This is a genomic window from Labrys wisconsinensis (genome assembly GCF_030814995.1).
GTDB lineage: Bacteria > Pseudomonadota > Alphaproteobacteria > Rhizobiales > Labraceae > Labrys > Labrys wisconsinensis.
Window position 1 is genome coordinate 46,188 of record NZ_JAUSVX010000026.1, and the last position, 16,146, is coordinate 62,333.

The following is a 16,146-nucleotide window of genomic DNA, read 5'->3' on the forward strand; positions in this document are numbered from 1 at the left end:
CCGCTCTCCCCCTCGGCAGAATGTCCGAACGCCGCCCGCAGGGCGCGTGCGGACATTCTGCATGATTCTCAAAGTCTTGGCAGAGTTCAGCGGGCCGGTACAGGGTCCCGATCCGCGAAGCTCCGCCCAGGCAGGTTGGCCGCCGGCAGCGGCGGCTTGCCGGCGACGATATCAGACGCCTTCTCGCCGATCATGATGGTCGGCGCGTTGGTGTTGGACGAATTGACGCGGGGCATGATCGACGAATCGCAGACCCTCAGGCCCTCCAGGCCGTGCACCTTCAGGTCGGGCGCCACCACCGCCATGGCGTCCGTGCCCATCTTGCAGGTGCCGGCGGGGTGGTGGTCGGTCTTGCACGTGGCGAAGGCATAGTCGGCGAGCTCCTGCTCGCTTGCCTTGCCGGGCCCCGGCATGCGCTCGGCCAGGATGAAGGGCCCCAGCGCCTTCTGGCGCATGATCTCGCGGCCGATCCTCAGGCCCTCGATCGATAGGGCGCGGTCGCGCGGGTCGGCCCAGTAGTTCGGGTCGATCAGGGGGTGGTCGGCCGGATCGGCCGATTTCAGCCGCACGGTGCCGCGCGAGCGTGGGCGGAGATAGGCGGTGTTGAGCGTCACCCCGGCGTTCTTGAGCCGCGCCACGCCCGCCTCGATGCCGGAGCCCAGGCCGAGATGGAACTGGATGTCGGGGTTGGGATCGTTGCGGTCGGCATGCCAGAAGCCGCCGGTCTCGAACAGGGTCGAGGCCACGGGCCCCTTCCGGAACAGGATGTACTGCGTGCCGGCCCAGAGCGTGCGGTGCAGCCTGGCGACATTGTCATAGGTGTGGTCGCCGGTGCATTCGCAGATGACGTAGAGGTCGAGATGGTCCTGCAGGTTGGCGCCGACGCCCGGCAGGTCGTGCACGACCGGCACGCCGGCCGCGCTGAGATGGTCGGCCGGCCCGATGCCGGAGAGCTGCAGCAGCCGCGGCGAACCGATGGCGCCCGAGGTCACCAGCACCTCGCGCTCGCAGCGGATCGTCGTCTTGCCCGTGCCCTCGGCGATCTCGACGCCGACCGCCCGGCCATGCTCGACGAGGATGCGCAGCACCGCGGCGCCGGTGCGCACCGTGAGGTTCTTGCGATCGCGGATCGGCCGGAGATAGCCGACCGCCGCCGAGCTGCGCCGGGCATCGCGCACCGTCACCTGGTAATGGCCGATGCCGGCCTGGCGGGCGCCGTTGAAATCGGGATTGTAGGGGATGCCGTATTCCTGCGCCGCGCGGATGAAGGCTTCGTTGATCGGCAGCGGGTTGACCGGCACCGAGACGCCGATCGGCCCGCCCGAGGCGTGATAGGCGTCGGCAAAGCGCTGGTTGTCCTCGGCTCGCCGGAAATAGGGCAGCACGTCGGCATAGGACCAGCCGGGGCAACCCTCCTCATAGGCCCATGCGTCGTAATCGGCCGGATTGCCGCGGGTGTAGAGCTGGGCGTTGATCGAGGAGCCGCCGCCGATCACCTTGGCCTGGGTGTAGCGCATCACGCGGCCGCCGAGGTGCTGCTGCGGCACGGTCGACCAGCCCCAGCTGGCAATGCCCTTGGTCATCTTGGCGAAGCCCGCCGGCATGTGGAACAGCGGGTGGCGGTCGCTGCCGCCGGCCTCCAGCAGCAGGACGGAGACGGAGGGGTCCTCGCTCAGCCGCGCCGCCAGGGCGCAGCCCGCCGGCCCGCCGCCGGTGATGATGTAGTCGACCATGAACCTTCCCTACAGTCTGGCTATCGACAGCCCGCCGTCGCAGGCGATCACCGAGCCGGTGGCGAAGCCGAAGGCGCCCGAGGCGAGCCCGGCGACGGCGCGGCCGACGTCGTCCCCCTCGCCCCAGCGCATCGCCGGCACCAGCCCCCCGGCGAGGCGCGCATCGTACCTGGCGGCGACGCCGGCGGTCATATCGGTGCGGATCACGCCGGGCCGGACCTCGAACACGCCGATGCCGTCGGCGGCGAGGCGCACCGCCAGGTTCTTGGCCCACATCGCCAGCGCCGCCTTGGAGACGCAATAGTCGGCCCGCTCCGGCGAGGCCAGCTCGGCGCTGACCGAGGTGACGAAGACGATGGTGCGGCCGCTGCCCGGGGCCGCGAGCATCGCCCGCGCCGCCGCCTGGCTGAGGAAGGCGGCGCCGCGAAGATTGACGCCGAGCACGGTGTCGAAGCTCGCCGGCGCGAGGTCGAGCATGTCGCCGCGCACCGGCGTGCCGATGCCGGCATTGGAGACGAAGCAGTCGAGCCGGCCGAAGCGGGCGGTCACGGCGTCGATCAGGCGGGCATGGGTGTCGAGCGCCGCGACGTCGTGGCGGACGAACAGGGCCGCGGCCCCCGCCGCCTCGAACGCGGCCTGCGCCTCGAGGCCCGCCGCGTCCTCGACGATGTCGGTGAAGGCGATGTCGTGGCCGGCCTCGGCCAGCGCGAGCCCGATCGCCCGCCCGATGCCGCGCCGCGCGCCGGTGACCAGGGCGACAGGGCGGGTCATGGGAGGCTCCGAAGCAACAGCTCAACCTGGTCAGGCGAGACACGACAGTGCCGGACAGAACGCGACGCCGTTGTCTCCCCTCCCCCTTGCGGGGAGGGGTAAGGGGTGGGGGTCGTGCAGGATGGGGTGAAGCGACCTGCCAAGCGCGCTCGTGATCGACCGTCCCGTTCCAGTCTGATCCACCCCCACCCCGATCCCCTCCCCGCAAGGGGGAGGGGATCGGCTGGCGTCGGGGTAGGAACGGCAACCGTCTCGCATCCAACGGTCACGTCCCGCCTCTCTCGCCGCTCCCCCCTCACCGCGCCAGCTCCGTCTCGCGGATATGCGCCGCCGTGCGCAGCGCCATCGCTGCGACCGTCAGCGACGGATTGACCGCGGCCGAGGTCACCAGGGTCGAGGCGTCGGCGACGAACAGGTTCCGGTGGTCGAAGGAGCGCCCGAACGGGTCGAGCGGCGCCGTCTTCGGGTCGGTGCCGATGCGGATCGTGCCGCACTGGTGCGAGGGCGTTCGCCGGTCGAAGAGATGGCTGAGCACGATGGGGAAGCCGGCTTCCCGGAGGCTGGCCTTCATGCGCGCCTTCAGCCCGCGATGGGCGGTCATGTTGGAGCGCCGCCAGTCGAGCACGATGCGCCGGCCGTCGACGCGCACCCGGCTTTTCGGGTCGGGCAGGTCCTCCGACATGATCAGGAAGTCGACCGTGCGGCGGCTGAGCGCCTGCAGCGCCCGCTCCGGCGCCCATTTGAGGTCCGCCTTCAGGATCGCGCCGGAGACCCGGCCGAGCAGCTGGACATTGCCGAGCGGCGGCCCGCATGTCGCGTCGCCGAAGTAGAAATCGTTGAGGCCGAAGGTCTTCTGGTAGACGCTGTCATTGGTGAAGCGCGGATCGACCGCCAGCATGGCGGTGAGGTTGTGGTTCATGAAGTGGCGGCCGATGAGGTCGGAGGCGTTGCCGACGCCGGAGGCCAGCATCAGCGCCGCCGAGCGCACGGCGCCGGCCGCCAGCACCACGATCCCGGCCGAGACGCGGCGGACCTCGCCGTCCTGCTCGTAGTCCACCGCCTCGATGCGCCGGCCGTCGGCGGAGGCGATGAGGCGCGTCGCCTCGGCGCCGCTCTCGATGCGGACATTGTCGTAGGCGAGCGCCGGGATCAGGGCGCAGGTCTCCGCGTCCATCTTGCCGCTGCGCGCATCGGGAAAGGCATCCCAGGGCGTGCGCCCGTAGCGGCTCCATTGCTCGATGTCGACGCCGAGCGGCAGCGAGAAGGGATTGAGGCCGATGCGCTTGAGCCGGTCGCGGACCGCGGCGATGGCCGGCTCGTCCGGCACCGGCGCAAAGGCATAGGGGCCGCCATGCGCCGGCTCGGTCGGGTCCTCGCCGAGCCGGCCGCGCACCTGGTAGAGCTGTTCGGCCGCATCGTACCAGGACGCGAGCTCGGCGTAGCGGAACGGCCAGGGCGGCGTGTCGCCGTCGGCATGGGCGAGGCCGTCGAAGTCGGCGGCGCGATAGCGCGTCAGCACCGCGCCGTAGAACTTGGAATTGCCGCCATGGTAATAGTAGTTGCCTGGATTGAACGGCCGCCCGGCGCTGTCGAACCAGCTCTCCCGCGGCCGGAAGAAGCCGCGCTGGAAGATCGCCCGCGCATCGCGGTTCTCCGGCCGGACGGGGAGCTGGTGCCCCTTCTCCAGGATCAGGATCGATGCTCCGCTCGGCGCCAGCGCATAGGCCAGCGTCGCCCCGCCCATGCCCGAGCCGATGATGAGGATGTCGGGGGTGGTCATCGGGGCGAGGAAAACGGGTCGGGCGAGATGGAACCGCGAAGGACGAGGCGCGACGCCCGCGTCCTCCCTCCCCCAAGCAAGTCGGATGTTTTCGACTTGCCATATTGATGGTCGATCTCGGGAACACCCGAGATCGACGGGGAGGGATAAAGGGTGGGGGTCGATGTCATAGGGCGCGCCATGTCCTGATGGACCCCCGCCCCTAGCCCCTTCCCACAAGGGGGAGGGGAAAAGCCGGCGTCGCGCTTCGTCAAGACGTCCCCCTCCCCCTCACAGCCGCTTGCCCGTCTGCGGGTCGAACACCACGGCCTTGTCGAGGTTGAAGGCGAAGGGGATGGTCTCGCCGGCTTTCACATCGGCGTCGGAGCGCATGCGGGCCGTCACCTCCTTGCCGCCGATATGGGTGACCACGAACGTGTCGGAGCCCGCCGGCTCGACGATCTCGACCTTGGCGTCGACCACCTCGATCGCCTTGGAATGGCGGTCGGCGCCGTCGCGGTCGGTGATCGCCTCGGGGCGGATGCCGAGGATCAGCTCGCGGCCGTCGGCCAGCGGCTCGGCCGCGATCGAGCCGGGCACGCCGAGGGTGATGCCGCCGCCGGAGCCGTTGACCAGCTTCAGCACCTTGCGGCCGTTCTCCTCGCCCGTCGTCGCCTTGATCAGGTTCATCGCCGGCGAGCCCATGAAGTCGGCGACGAACAGGTTCGCCGGCTTGTTGTAGATCTCCGACGGCGTGCCGACCTGCTGCAGCTCGCCGTCCTTCAGCACCGCGATCTTGGTCGCCAGCGTCATCGCCTCGATCTGGTCGTGGGTGACGTAGACGATGGTGGTGCCGGTCGTGGCGTGCAGGCGCTTGATCTCGACGCGCATGTCGACGCGCAGCTTGGCGTCGAGGTTGGACAGGGGCTCGTCGAACAGGAACAGCTTGGGGTTGCGCACCAGCGCCCGGCCCATGGCGACGCGCTGGCGCTGGCCGCCGGAGAGCTGCGAGGGCTTGCGGTTGAGGAGGTGGCCGATCTGCAGCGTCTTGGCGACGCTGTCGATCGCCTTCTGGCGCTCCTCCTTCGGCACGCCGCGCATCTCCATGCCGAAGGCGATATTCCCCGCCACCGTCATGTTGGGGTAGAGCGCATAGCTCTGGAACACCATGGCGATGTCGCGCTTGGAGGGGTGCAGGGTGTTGATCGCCTGGCCGTCGACGCGAATCTCGCCGTCCGAGATGGTTTCCAGCCCGGCGATGGTGTTGAGCAGCGTGGACTTGCCGCAGCCGGAGGGGCCGACCAGCACCAGGAAGCCGCCCTTGTCGAGGTCGATATCGATCCCCCTGAGGATCTCGACCGAGCCGAAGCGCTTCTTGAGATTGTCGATTTCCAGGAACGCCATGGCTCTATCCTTTGACGGCGCCGGCCATCAGCCCGCGCACGAAATAGCGCCCGGCGACGACATAGACGATGAGGGTGGGAAGGCCCGCGATCATCGCGGCGGCCATGTTGACATTGTATTCGATCACGCCGGTCGAGGTGTTGACGATGTTGCTCAGCGCCACCGTGATCGGGCTGACGGCCTCCTCGCCCGCATAGGCGGAGGCGAAGAGGAAGTCGTTCCAGATATTGGTGAACTGATAGATCACCGTCACGACGATGATCGGCAGCGAGCTGGGCAGGATGATGCGCGAGAATATCTTCCAGAAGCTGGCGCCGTCGATCATCGCCGCCTTGATCAGTTCGTTCGGGAAAGCCTCGTAATAGTTGCGGAAGAACAGGGTGGTGAAGCCGAGGCCATAGATGACGTGGACGAACACCAGCTTGAAGGTCGAGTTGGTGAGGCCGATGCTGAAGTGCAGGACGTGCTCGGCGAGCCAGCGGTCGAGCTGGCTGAGCAGGTTGAAGATGCTGCTGACCGGCAGCAGCACGGCCTGGAACGGAATGAAGCAGGCGAACAGCATCATGCCGAACACGAGCTTGTGGCCGCGGAAGCGCCATTTGGTCAGGACGTAGCCGTTGATCGCCCCCAGGGCCGTGGAGATCGCCACCGCCGGGATGACCATCTTCAGCGAGTTCCAGAAATGGCTGGCGACCCCGCTCGTGCAGGCATCGCCGTCGCAGGTGCCGCCCCAGGCCTTGATCCAGGGCACGATGGTCGGCGAGCGCGGCAGCGCCAGCATGGTGCCGCCCTGGATCTCGTCCATGGTCTTGAACGAGGTGACGAGCATGACGAACAGCGGCACGAGATAGACGAAGGCGAAGAGCGCCAGCAGGCCATAGATGAAAATCTTGGTGCCGAGGCTGTGGCCGCCGGGCGAGGCCGGCTCGCGAACCGGCGCGGTGGTGGCGGTCATCGGCCCTTCTCCCTCAGTTCGGAATAGAGATAGGGTACGACGATGGCGCTGATGCCCATCAGCATGATCACGGCGCTGGCCGAGCCAATGGCCATCTGGTTGCGCTTGAAGGTGTACTCGTACATGAAGACCGACGGCAGCCAGGACGAGGTGCCGGGCCCGCCGAAGGTCAGGGCGACCACGAGGTCGTAGGATTTGATCGCCATATGGGCGAGCACGATGAAGGCGGAGAGGAAGATCGGCTTGAGCTGCGGAATGACGATGCGCCGGTAGAGCTGGACCGTGGAAGCCCCGTCGATCTGGGCCGCCTTCAGCATTTCCCCGTCGATGCCGCGCAGGCCCGCCAGGAACATGGCCATAATGAAGCCGGAGGCTTGCCAGACGCCGGCGATCACCACGCAGTAGATCGCCATGCTGTTGTCCTTGATCCAGTTGAAGTGGAAGCTCTCCCAGCCCCAGGCATGCATGGTTTTCTCCAGGCCGAGGCCGGGATCGAGGAACCACTTCCAGGCGACGCCGGTGACGATGAAGGACAACGCCATCGGATAGAGATAGATCGGCCGCAGGATGCCCTCGCCGCGGATCTTCTGGTCGAGCAGGATGGCGAGCAGCAGGCCGAGGGCCAGGCACAGGCCGATATAGAGCACCGCGAAGATGCCCATGTTGGTGATGGCGGTGTACCAGGTCGAAGGCGGATCGGTGTCGAAGGTCCAGCGCCAGAGCTTCTGGTAGGCGCCGGTGCCGACGAAATTGCTCGACACGAAGGTCTTGGAATCGGTGAAGGACAGGTACACCGTCCAGACGATGAAGCCGTAGACGAAGACGAGGATGGCCACGAAGCTCGGCGCCAGCACGATCTTGGGCAGGGCGTCCTGCAATCGCCCGCGCAGGCTCTCGCGTGGCCGCGCCCGCTCGCGCGTCACCGTCCCGGTGGTGGCCAAGGTCATGGCTGGCTCTCCTCATCCCCTGGAGAAACGGGTGCGACGCCGCGCACCCGTCTTGTCGTTCCCTCTACGCCAGCCGTCGGACGTCAGGGGCGGACTTGATCCGCCCATCCACGCGAACTCGACACGCACCTGCGTTCGCGTGGATGGCCGGGACAAGCCCGGCCATGACGCCGTTCTGAGCCGTCGGCGAGAGCTACTGTCTCACTTCGCGTCGTCGATCGCCTTGACCAGCTCGGTCACGGCCTCGTCCGAGGTCTTGATCTGGTCGTGGACGAACTTGGTCACCACGTCCTTGTAGGCGTTGGCCACCGCCGGCGGCGCGCCGTAGCCCTGGGCGAGCGAGCCGAACAGGGTGCCGCCTTCGTTGGCCTTCTTCAGGTCGGCGATGCCCTTCTTGCCGCAGGCGTCGAAGTCGGTGTCCGGCACGTCGGTGCGGGCGGGAACCGAGCCCTTGACCACGTTGAAGGCCGACTGGAAGCTCTTGGACAGCGTCGCCTTGGCGAGCGCGACCTGGGCGTCCTTGCGGTCGGCCGGCACGTCGAACATGCCGAACATGTCGGAGTTGTAGATCACGCTGCCGTCGGTGCCGGGGAAGCGGAAGCACAGGAAGTCGTTGCCGGGCGTCTTGCTGGCGGCCTTGAACTCGCCCTTGGCCCAGTCGCCCATCACCTGCACCAGCGCGTCGCCCTTGATCACCATGGCCGTGGCCAGGTTCCAGTCGCGGCCGGAGAAGTTCGGATCGACATAGGCCTTGAGCTTGCCGAGATTGTCGAAGGCCTTCTTCATCGTGTCGGACTTCAGCGCGTCCTCGTCGAGGTCGTTGAAGGCCTTCTTGTAGAATTCCGGCCCGCCGGTCGACAGCACGACGCTGTCGAACATCGTGGCCTCCTGCCAGTTCTGGCCGCCGAGGGCGAGCGGGATGACGCCGGCCGCCTTGGCCTTGTCGAGCAGGGCGATCAGGTCGTCGAAGGTCTTCGGCTCGGTGCCGCCGATCTTGTCGAAGATCGCCTTGTTGATCCACAGCCAGTTGACGGAGTGGACGTTGACCGGCGCCGCCACCCACTTGCCGTCATAGACCGAGAACTTCTGCAGGGCGACCGGAACGGCCTTGTCCCAGCCCTCGGCCTTGGCGGTCTCGGTGAGGTCGCCCATCTTGCCCGCCGCGGCATAGTCGAGCACCGTGTAGCCCAGCATCTGCGATGCCGTCGGGTAGTTGCCCGCCGCCACCATGGCCTTGAGCGCGGTCATGGCCGCGTCGCCGCCGCCGCCGGCCACCGGCACGTCCTTCCAGGCATAGCCCTCCTTGGCGAGGTCCTGCTTGAGGACGTTCAGCGCCGCCGCCTCGCCGCCCGAGGTCCACCAGTGCAGCATCTGCACTTCCTTGACCTGCGCCTGCGCCGGACCGGCGAAGGCTGCGGCTGCGACCACGACGGCGCTCGCCAAGAGTTTCATACGCAAGGTCATCGTTCTCCTCCCGTGACCATTCTACCGGATGCGTTCCGGCGACGTCTCATGTGCGGCCCGCGGCAGCCCTGCGGCTGCCCCGGGGCCGCAATGAAGTCTTATAGGTCCATCTCCCCTGCCCCCGCTCGGCCGGCATGCGCGCATGGCGTTCACCGTCCCGTGAAGATGGCCGTGCGTTTCTCGCGGAAGGCGGCGACGCCTTCCCTGAGGTCCTCGGTATAGGAGACCAGCGAGCCCGCCAGGATCTCCAGCGCCGCCGCGGCGTCCTCCGCCTCGGCGGCGTTGATCAATTGCTTGGCGACGATGTTGGCGACCGGCCCGCGCGTCGCGGCCATCGCCGCCAGCGCCTGCGCCCGTTCCAGGGCTCCGCCCGTCTCCACCACCTCGTCGACCAGGCCCATGGCCAGCGCCCGCTCGGCCGTGACGATCTCGCCGGTGAGGGCGAGGCGGCGCACCGCGCCGGCGCCGAAGCGCGCCACCAGGCGCTGCGTGCCGGACCAGCCGGGCACCATGCCGATGCCGGTCTCCGGCAGGCCGAGCTTGGCCTGGCGCGCGCAGACGCGGATGTCGGCGGTCGCCGCCAGCTCCAGGCCGCCGCCGAGGGCATGGCCGTTGATCGCCGCGATCAGCGGCGCCTTGAGGCGCGCCAGCTTGTCGAACACGCGGTGGCCGGCGCGCACCCAGCCCTGACCCATGTCGAGCGGGTGCAGCGCGCCCCAGGCGGCGATGTCGCCGCCGGCGCAGAAGCCCTTGCCCTCGCCGGTGAGGATCACCGCCCGCACCGAGGCATCCGCGTCGAGCCGGTCGGCGGCGGCGCCGAGCGCTGTCATCATCGCCTCGTCGAGGGCGTTGAGCTTCTCGGGCCGCGCCAGGGTGATGGTGGCGACGGGACCTTCGACGGCGAGGCGGACGGGCTCGCTCATATCGCCCCTCCCCCGATGTCGAGGCCGATCGGCTCGGGCCGGAACAGCGCCGCGTCCATCACCGCGAGGGTGGGCGCGACGACGAGCGGGAACTCGGCCTGGGCCAGCACGTCGCGCTCGAGGTCGACGCCGGGCGCGATCTCGGTCACCACGACGCCGTCGCCGGTCAGCTTCAGCACGCAGCGCTCGGTGACGTAGGTGATGTCCTGGCCCTGGGCCACGGCGCGGGCGCCGGCGAAGGAGACGTGCTCCACCGCCTCGACCAGCTTCCTGACCTTGCCTTCCGCGTTGATCCGCAGCGCCCCGCCCTCGATGCCGAGCTTGGCCGCGGCGGTGAAGTAGCCGGAGAAGACGATGCGCCGGGCCCGCGCCGTGATGTCGACGAAGCCGCCGGCCCCGGCGGTGACGTGCGGGCGGGCGCCGAGCTTGGAGACGTTGACCGAGCCCTGCCGGTCGATCTGCAGGAAGGACAGGAGGGAGGCATCGAAGCCCGCGCCCTGGAAATAGGTGAACTGGTAGGGCGAGGGCACGATCGCCTCGGCATTGGAGGCGCAGCCGAACTGGAAGTCGAGCAGCGGCACGCCGCCGACGGCGCCCTGCTCGATCACCCAGGTGACGTCGCCGTGCCGGCCCTCCTCGATCAGGATCCGCGGCACGTTGGCCGAGATGCCGAAGCCGATATTGACGGCGTCGCCGTAGCGCAGCTCCCTGGCCACGCGCCGCGCGATCACCTTGGGAACGCCGAATTCCGGCACTTCGAAGCTCGACAGCGGCCGGAACACCTCGCCCGAGATCGCCGGCTCGTAGGGGGTCTGCGTCGTCTGCATCTGGTCGGGGGCCACCACGATCGCGTCGACCAGCACGCCCGGCACCAGCACCTGCTGGGGCTTGAGCGTGCCGCTCTTGGCCAGGCGCTTGACCTGGGCGATGACGAGGCCGCCATTGTTGCGCACCGCCAGCGCCTGGTCGAGCGGCCCGAGATAGCCGCCCTCGTGCTCGTAGGAGAGGTTGCCGCGCTCGTCCGCCGTGGTGGCGCGGATGACGGCGACGTCGGGCACGACAGCCTTGAAATAGAGCCAGTCCTCGCCCTCGAAGGCGACGCGCTTGACGATCGGCTCCGCCGCCGCGCGGGCATTCATCGCACAGCCCTGCAGCAAGGGATCGACGAAGGTCTCCATGCCGATCCGGGTCAGCACGCCCGGACGCCGCGCCGCGGCCTCGCGGTGCATGTCGAACAGGATGCCGGAGGGGATGTTGTAGGCCGGGATCTCGTTGCCGGTGATCATCCGCCAGATCGCCGGCGGCTCGGCCGAGGACGGGCCGGAGGGGTAGGACCCGGCCAGCACCCGCGCCAGCAGCCCGGGCCGGGCGATGTGGTCGATGCCCTTGATGCCCCACATGTCGCCGGCCGCGATCGGGTGCAGCGTGGTGAGATTGCGGGGATGGCCCGAGGCCTCGAAGCGCCGGCCGATCGCCGCCAGCACCGCGTCGGGGCAGCCGAGGCCGGAGGAGGAGGAGACGGTCACCGTCGCCCCGTCGCCGATCAGGGCGGCAGCTTCGTCGGCGGTGAGGACGCGCGGAAAGGCCATGCGATCAGATCCCGGGCTCGACCGGCGCCTCGCGCCCGGTGCTGGCGGAGGTCAGCGCGGCGAGCGCCAGCGCCATGGAACGGATGCCGTCCTCGCCGGTGGCGACGGGGGCGCCCTCGCCGCGCACCGCGGTCTGGAAGGCGGTGACGCTTCGGACGTAGAGGTTCTCGTGCGCGATGGTCAGCGCCTCCTCGCCCTGCGCCGTGCGCAGCACCACCTCGCCCACGGGGCGCTGCGTCATGCAGCCGGTGCCGATCAGCGAGCCCTCGCTGCCGTGCACCTCGAAGCCGGTGGTGGCGTATTGCGTGGTGAAGGCGTCGTGGAACTGCGCCAGCGCCCCGCCCCGGAAGCGCACCACGCCCATGACGCCGTCCTCGATCCCCGGCCCGCCCATGCCGCCCTGCTGGGTCATGGCGGTGACGGCCACCGGCTCGTCGCCGAGCACGAAGCGCAGCGTGTCGGCATCGTGCACGGTGATGTCCATGACCGCGCCGGAGCCGGCCGCGGCGTCCTTGATGCGCCAGCCCTGCAGGTGCGGCGGCAGGAACACCGCGTGGAAGACGCGGGCGAACAGCGCCTTGCCGATGCGCCCCGCCGCGACCGCATCGCGCAGGGCGCGGATGGTGGCGGCATTGCGCAGGTGGTGGTTGGTGCCCATCACCACGCCGGCCCTGCGGCAGGCCTCGACCATCTCGCGCGCATCGGCGAGGGTGAGGGCGAGCGGCTTCTCGCACAGGACGTGCTTGCCGGCCGCCGCCGCCGCCAGGGTCTGCGCCCGGTGCTTCTCGTTGGTGGTGGCGATGTAGACCGCGTCGATGCCGCTGCCGAGAAGCTCGGCGAGATCGGTGGTGGCGTGGGGGATGCCGGTTTCCCCAGCATAGGCCGCGCCGCGGTCCCGGTCCGAGGACATCAGCGCGACCACCTCGCCGCCGGCCTCGCGCATGGCGCCGATCATCCATTCGCGACCGATGGTGGTCGCCCCGACGACGCCCCAGCGGATCGGCTTGCCCGTCATCGCACGGCCTCCCTGATCGGTTTCTGCCTCAGATGCGCGCCGCAGGATTCGCGCACCACCAGGCGGCTGTCGCCGGTGAAGGACATCGCCGCCGGGTCGGCGCCGCCGATCAGGCCGAGCAGGCCCTGCGCGGCGCGGGCCCCCATCTGGCGGGTGTCGGCATTCATGGTGGTGAGCGGCGGGGCGTTGTTCTCGGCCTCGACGATGTCGTCGAAGCCGACCACGGCGAAGTCGACGCCGACACGGACGCCGCGCACGGTGAGGGCGCGGGTCGCGCCCATCGCCACGATGTCGTTGTAGCAGACCACCGCCGTCGGCCGGAGCGGCGAGGCGAGCGCCGCCGTCACCGCCTCGACGCCGCCGGCCCGGGTCGGCATGGATTCGAACACCAGCGCCTCGTCGAAGGGCAGGCCCGCGGCCTGCAGCGCGTCGCGATAGCCCGAGACGCGCTCGCGCTGGGTGGTCATCGTGCCGTCGCCGCCGAGGAAGCCGATGGCGGTGTGGCCGAGCCCGATCAGGTGCTCCACCGCCCGGCGGCAGCCGACGCGGTTGTCCGGCCCGATATAGGGCGCCGGGCTGCCCTCGATCCGGCGCATGGTGACGACCAGCGGCATGGAGCGGGGCAGGAGCTCGGCCAGGCTCCAGGCATCGGTGCCGCGCGCCGGGCTCATGACGATGCCGGCGACGCCGTGCTCGCGCAGCGACTGCAGCACCCGCGCCTGGCGCTCGACGTCCTCGTTGGTGTTGGCCAGGATCGGGATGAAGCCGAGATTGTAGAGCGCATCCTCGATGCCGACCGCGAGCTCCGTGAAGAACGGGTTCATCAGGTCGGAGATCACCATGCCGACGAAGCTGGAGCGGGCGGTGCGCAGATTGGCGGCGGAGCGGTTGTAGACATAGCCGAGCCGCTCGATCGCCTGCTCGACCGCCTCGCGCGTCTCGGCCTTGACCAGGGGCGAGCCCTTGAGCACCAGCGACACGGTCGACTTCGACACGCCGGCGGCGCGCGCGATGTCGACGATCGTCGTCGCCCGGCTCGCGCCGCGCCTCGGCCCTCCCATCCCTGCTCTCCCCTGCCGCGCCGGGCGGGCCCGGCGTCGATGGCGATCACTTTTTGGAACGTTCCGATCCGGAACCGGATGCTGTCTTCACGCTGAGCTCAAACCCTTGAGAACGCTGCGCAAAAAACTTCGGTTCCCGCTGATCTTGACTTTTGGAACGTTCTAACTGCTCTTGTGGCGCAAGCTCGTGACGCTGTCAAGCGGCGAAATCGGCGAGAGCGGGACCCGGAACGGGACCCGGGGAGGAACACGGCACCGCGGGCCGGCCCGGCGGCGCCGCGCCAGGAGGACGACCATGGCCACGCTCACCCTGCCGACCGCCGCCGGCGGCCTCGAGACCTACGCGACCGGACCGGCCTCGCCCTACCCGCTGGCGCATGCCGGGCCCTACCCTCGCACGGTCTATGCCGCGGCGCATGTGGTGGCCGACGCCCGCGCCCTGACCGACCCCTGGCGCCGGCCGGCGATCGACTGGGACGCCACCCTCGCCTTCCGCCGGCATCTGTGGGGCCTCGGCTTCAAGGTGGCCGAGGCGATGGACACCTCCCAGCGCGGCCTCGGGCTGGACTGGCCGGGCGCTGCCGAGCTGATCGCCCGCTCGCTGGCCGAGGCGCGGTCCGTGCCGGGCGCCGACCTCGCCTGCGGCGCCGGCACCGACCAGCTCGATCCGGCAGCGGCGGCCTCGCTGGACGACGTCGCCGCCGCCTATGAAGCGCAGATGTCCCATGTCGAGGCCCATGGCGGGCGCATCATCCTGATGGCGAGCCGGGCGCTCTGCCGCAGCGCCCGCCATGCCGACGACTATCTCGCCGTCTACGGCCGGCTGATCCGCCAGGCCCGCGACAAGGTGATCCTGCACTGGCTGGGCGAGGCCTTCGACCCCGCGCTGGCCGGCTACTGGGGTGCCGACGCCTTCTCTCCGGCCATGGAGACGGTGCTGACGCTGATCCGCGAGCACGCGGACAAGATCGACGGCATCAAGATCTCGCTGCTCGATGCCGGCAAGGAGGTGGCGATGCGCCGGCTGCTGTCGCCTGACGTCGTCATGTATACCGGCGACGACTTCAACTATGCCGAGCTGATGGCGGGCGACGGCGAGGGCGTCTCGCACGGCCTGCTCGGCATCTTCGACCCCATCGCCCCGGCCGCCGCCGCCGCGCTCGACCGCCTCGCCCAGGGCGACCGCGCCGGATACGACGCCATCCTCGGCCCGACCGTGGCGCTCTCGCGAAAACTGTTCGAGGCGCCGACCCAGTTCTACAAATGCGGCGTGGTGTTCCTGGCCTGGCTCAACGGCTTCCAGGACCATGTCCGCATGCTCGGCGGCGCGGAATCGGCCCGCGGCATCCTGCATTACGCCGAGGTGTTCCGGCTGGCGGACCAGGCGGGACTGCTGATCGACCCCGAGCGCGCGGCGACGCGGATGCGGGCGCTGTGCGCGGTGAACGGTGTGGAGTGAGGGCCGGTCATCTCACTGAGCTGCGGAACGGCTGCGAAGCTTGCTTAGCCGTCGCGCCGGACCGTTCGCCCCAGTTGGGCGAGCGAACTACTCGGCCGCCTTCGAGAGATCGCCATGCGGCAAGCTTTGCCTCGTCAAGGGACCGACGGTCTTCAGCTTTTCCCGCAGGGCATTGTATCGGCTGCGGAGGTCCATGTGTTGCCGCGACAGCGTCTCATATCTCTCTGTAATCTGATCCAAGCGGCTTTGCGCACGATCATCTGGAAAGTAATTGTAGTATCCAAGAAATTGCCGGAGAATCAATTGCCAGGCCACGGTATTCCCATACCATGCACCCGTGTCGTGCTCGATGACATATCCTCGCGCCTTGCCAAGGATGTGAGGCACGTGCCCGATATCGGGATTGACGACGAACAGGAAACGGCACTTGTCTCCAAAGAAATTCGTGACGACCTCGACCATCTCGCTTGCATCATGCTCATGGATGCGAGGATCCATCGTTTCGATTTCGCGAGACAGCTCGAGGAGGTTGTTCTGCGTGTTCGAGACGATAAATACGATGTTGTTCACCGATCGCAGCAGGCGAATTGTCTTGTTCAACAAATACGTGTACTTGCTCGACAACAGCTCCCGATCAAACCTGTCGTGCCAGAAGAATAAGCCATGCGCCTTCCATCTGGCGCGACGAGACAATTCGATGTCTTCCCCCAAGACCTCTGCAGCACCTCCGGACGAAAACAAGGAAACCACCGCAGACGCCGGCGCGATCAGATTGCTGAAGAAAGAAGATTGCCATGCCAGGTCTTGATCTTTGAGAGCCGCAGCGATGAGGCGTTCATGCCGGCGGATCTGATACGCCGTTTGACAAGATACCCCTAAACTCACGACGGCGTTCTTCGCAGAAATGAGCATTTTGAAGCTCCGCCACGGTCGTGCTAACCATACCTCTTCCTTCGTGAGAACAGCAAGCGAGCCGCCGCCACGGTCAGGCGACGGATCGCGCTAGCTCCTGAGCCGCGCTGGCGTACGATCCTCCTACGCAGACGAGCAGGATCCCCACGATGAT

13 protein-coding genes are annotated in these 16,146 nt (G+C 68.6%); 1 reads left to right on the forward strand and 12 read right to left on the reverse strand.

The genetic code is table 11. The features are described from left to right. Window positions 1-86: 86 nt before the first annotated feature. The 11 genes from QO011_RS39020 to QO011_RS39070 all read right to left on the reverse strand — a co-directional run bounded on the left by QO011_RS39020 (window position 87) and on the right by QO011_RS39070 (window position 13,621). Window positions 87-1,733 carry a GMC family oxidoreductase gene (locus QO011_RS39020; protein ID WP_307285033.1) on the reverse strand — a complete coding sequence of 549 codons (1,647 nt, stop codon included), beginning with the start codon at window positions 1,731-1,733 and terminating at the stop codon, window positions 87-89. A gap of 9 nt (window positions 1,734-1,742) precedes the next feature. Next, window positions 1,743-2,504, reverse strand: coding sequence for a 3-ketoacyl-ACP reductase (locus QO011_RS39025; protein ID WP_307285034.1), 762 nt, complete (start codon window positions 2,502-2,504; stop codon window positions 1,743-1,745). Window positions 2,505-2,799: 295 nt separating this feature from the next. Continuing rightward, entirely contained in the window at window positions 2,800-4,284 is a 1,485-nt protein-coding gene (locus tag QO011_RS39030; protein ID WP_307285037.1) for an FAD-dependent oxidoreductase, read from the reverse strand. 270 nt (window positions 4,285-4,554) lie between these two features. Further along, window positions 4,555-5,667, reverse strand: coding sequence for an ABC transporter ATP-binding protein (locus QO011_RS39035; protein WP_307285040.1), 1,113 nt, complete (start codon window positions 5,665-5,667; stop codon window positions 4,555-4,557). A gap of 4 nt (window positions 5,668-5,671) precedes the next feature. Continuing rightward, the gene (locus QO011_RS39040) at window positions 5,672-6,622 is read right to left on the reverse strand and encodes a carbohydrate ABC transporter permease (protein ID WP_307285043.1); all 951 of its coding nucleotides are present in this window, start codon (window positions 6,620-6,622) and stop codon (window positions 5,672-5,674) included. Continuing rightward, on the reverse strand, window positions 6,619-7,569 hold the full coding sequence (locus QO011_RS39045) for a carbohydrate ABC transporter permease (RefSeq protein ID WP_307285046.1): 951 nt from the start codon (window positions 7,567-7,569) through the stop codon (window positions 6,619-6,621). Before QO011_RS39045 ends, QO011_RS39040 begins: the two co-directional genes overlap by 4 nt. A gap of 201 nt (window positions 7,570-7,770) precedes the next feature. Continuing rightward, window positions 7,771-9,021: an ABC transporter substrate-binding protein gene (locus tag QO011_RS39050; RefSeq protein WP_370882075.1), complete on the reverse strand. Its 1,251-nt coding sequence runs from the start codon at window positions 9,019-9,021 to the stop codon at window positions 7,771-7,773. Between the two features lie 161 nt (window positions 9,022-9,182). After that, the gene (locus QO011_RS39055) at window positions 9,183-9,956 is read right to left on the reverse strand and encodes an enoyl-CoA hydratase/isomerase family protein (protein WP_307285049.1); all 774 of its coding nucleotides are present in this window, start codon (window positions 9,954-9,956) and stop codon (window positions 9,183-9,185) included. Next, window positions 9,953-11,545: an acyl CoA:acetate/3-ketoacid CoA transferase gene (locus tag QO011_RS39060; protein ID WP_307285052.1), complete on the reverse strand. Its 1,593-nt coding sequence runs from the start codon at window positions 11,543-11,545 to the stop codon at window positions 9,953-9,955. The genes QO011_RS39055 and QO011_RS39060 overlap by 4 nt, the downstream gene beginning before the upstream one ends. 4 nt (window positions 11,546-11,549) lie before the next feature. Continuing rightward, window positions 11,550-12,560 (reverse strand): Gfo/Idh/MocA family protein, encoded by a 1,011-nt coding sequence (locus tag QO011_RS39065; protein ID WP_307285053.1) that lies wholly within the window; start codon window positions 12,558-12,560, stop codon window positions 11,550-11,552. After that, on the reverse strand, window positions 12,557-13,621 hold the full coding sequence (locus QO011_RS39070; protein WP_307285055.1) for a LacI family DNA-binding transcriptional regulator: 1,065 nt from the start codon (window positions 13,619-13,621) through the stop codon (window positions 12,557-12,559). Before QO011_RS39070 ends, QO011_RS39065 begins: the two co-directional genes overlap by 4 nt. A gap of 295 nt (window positions 13,622-13,916) precedes the next feature. Here QO011_RS39070 and QO011_RS39075 point away from each other — a divergent pair, with 295 nt between their 5' ends. Next, window positions 13,917-15,080, forward strand: a complete 1,164-nt coding sequence (locus QO011_RS39075; RefSeq protein ID WP_307285057.1) for a dihydrodipicolinate synthase family protein — start codon at window positions 13,917-13,919, stop codon at window positions 15,078-15,080. Window positions 15,081-15,167: 87 nt separating this feature from the next. Here the strand turns inward: QO011_RS39075 and QO011_RS39080 are convergent, their stop codons facing one another. Further along, window positions 15,168-15,992 (reverse strand): hypothetical protein, encoded by an 825-nt coding sequence (locus QO011_RS39080; RefSeq protein ID WP_307285059.1) that lies wholly within the window; start codon window positions 15,990-15,992, stop codon window positions 15,168-15,170. Window positions 15,993-16,146: the final 154 nt, after the last annotated feature.

Bases quoted from the DNA above. Each gene is read 5' to 3' on its own strand.
- QO011_RS39020 (WP_307285033.1), bottom strand. From the start codon at position 1,733: ATGGTCGACTACATCATCACCGGCGGCGGGCCGGCGGGCTGCGCCCTG.
- QO011_RS39025 (WP_307285034.1), bottom strand. From the start codon at position 2,504: ATGACCCGCCCTGTCGCCCTGGTCACCGGCGCGCGGCGCGGCATCGGG.
- QO011_RS39030 (WP_307285037.1), bottom strand. From the start codon at position 4,284: ATGACCACCCCCGACATCCTCATCATCGGCTCGGGCATGGGCGGGGCG.
- QO011_RS39035 (WP_307285040.1), bottom strand. From the start codon at position 5,667: ATGGCGTTCCTGGAAATCGACAATCTCAAGAAGCGCTTCGGCTCGGTC.
- QO011_RS39040 (WP_307285043.1), bottom strand. From the start codon at position 6,622: ATGACCGCCACCACCGCGCCGGTTCGCGAGCCGGCCTCGCCCGGCGGC.
- QO011_RS39045 (WP_307285046.1), bottom strand. From the start codon at position 7,569: ATGACCTTGGCCACCACCGGGACGGTGACGCGCGAGCGGGCGCGGCCA.
- QO011_RS39050 (WP_370882075.1), bottom strand. From the start codon at position 9,021: ATGAAACTCTTGGCGAGCGCCGTCGTGGTCGCAGCCGCAGCCTTCGCC.
- QO011_RS39055 (WP_307285049.1), bottom strand. From the start codon at position 9,956: ATGAGCGAGCCCGTCCGCCTCGCCGTCGAAGGTCCCGTCGCCACCATC.
- QO011_RS39060 (WP_307285052.1), bottom strand. From the start codon at position 11,545: ATGGCCTTTCCGCGCGTCCTCACCGCCGACGAAGCTGCCGCCCTGATC.
- QO011_RS39065 (WP_307285053.1), bottom strand. From the start codon at position 12,560: ATGACGGGCAAGCCGATCCGCTGGGGCGTCGTCGGGGCGACCACCATC.
- QO011_RS39070 (WP_307285055.1), bottom strand. From the start codon at position 13,621: ATGGGAGGGCCGAGGCGCGGCGCGAGCCGGGCGACGACGATCGTCGAC.
- QO011_RS39075 (WP_307285057.1), top strand. From the start codon at position 13,917: ATGGCCACGCTCACCCTGCCGACCGCCGCCGGCGGCCTCGAGACCTAC.
- QO011_RS39080 (WP_307285059.1), bottom strand. From the start codon at position 15,992: ATGCTCATTTCTGCGAAGAACGCCGTCGTGAGTTTAGGGGTATCTTGT.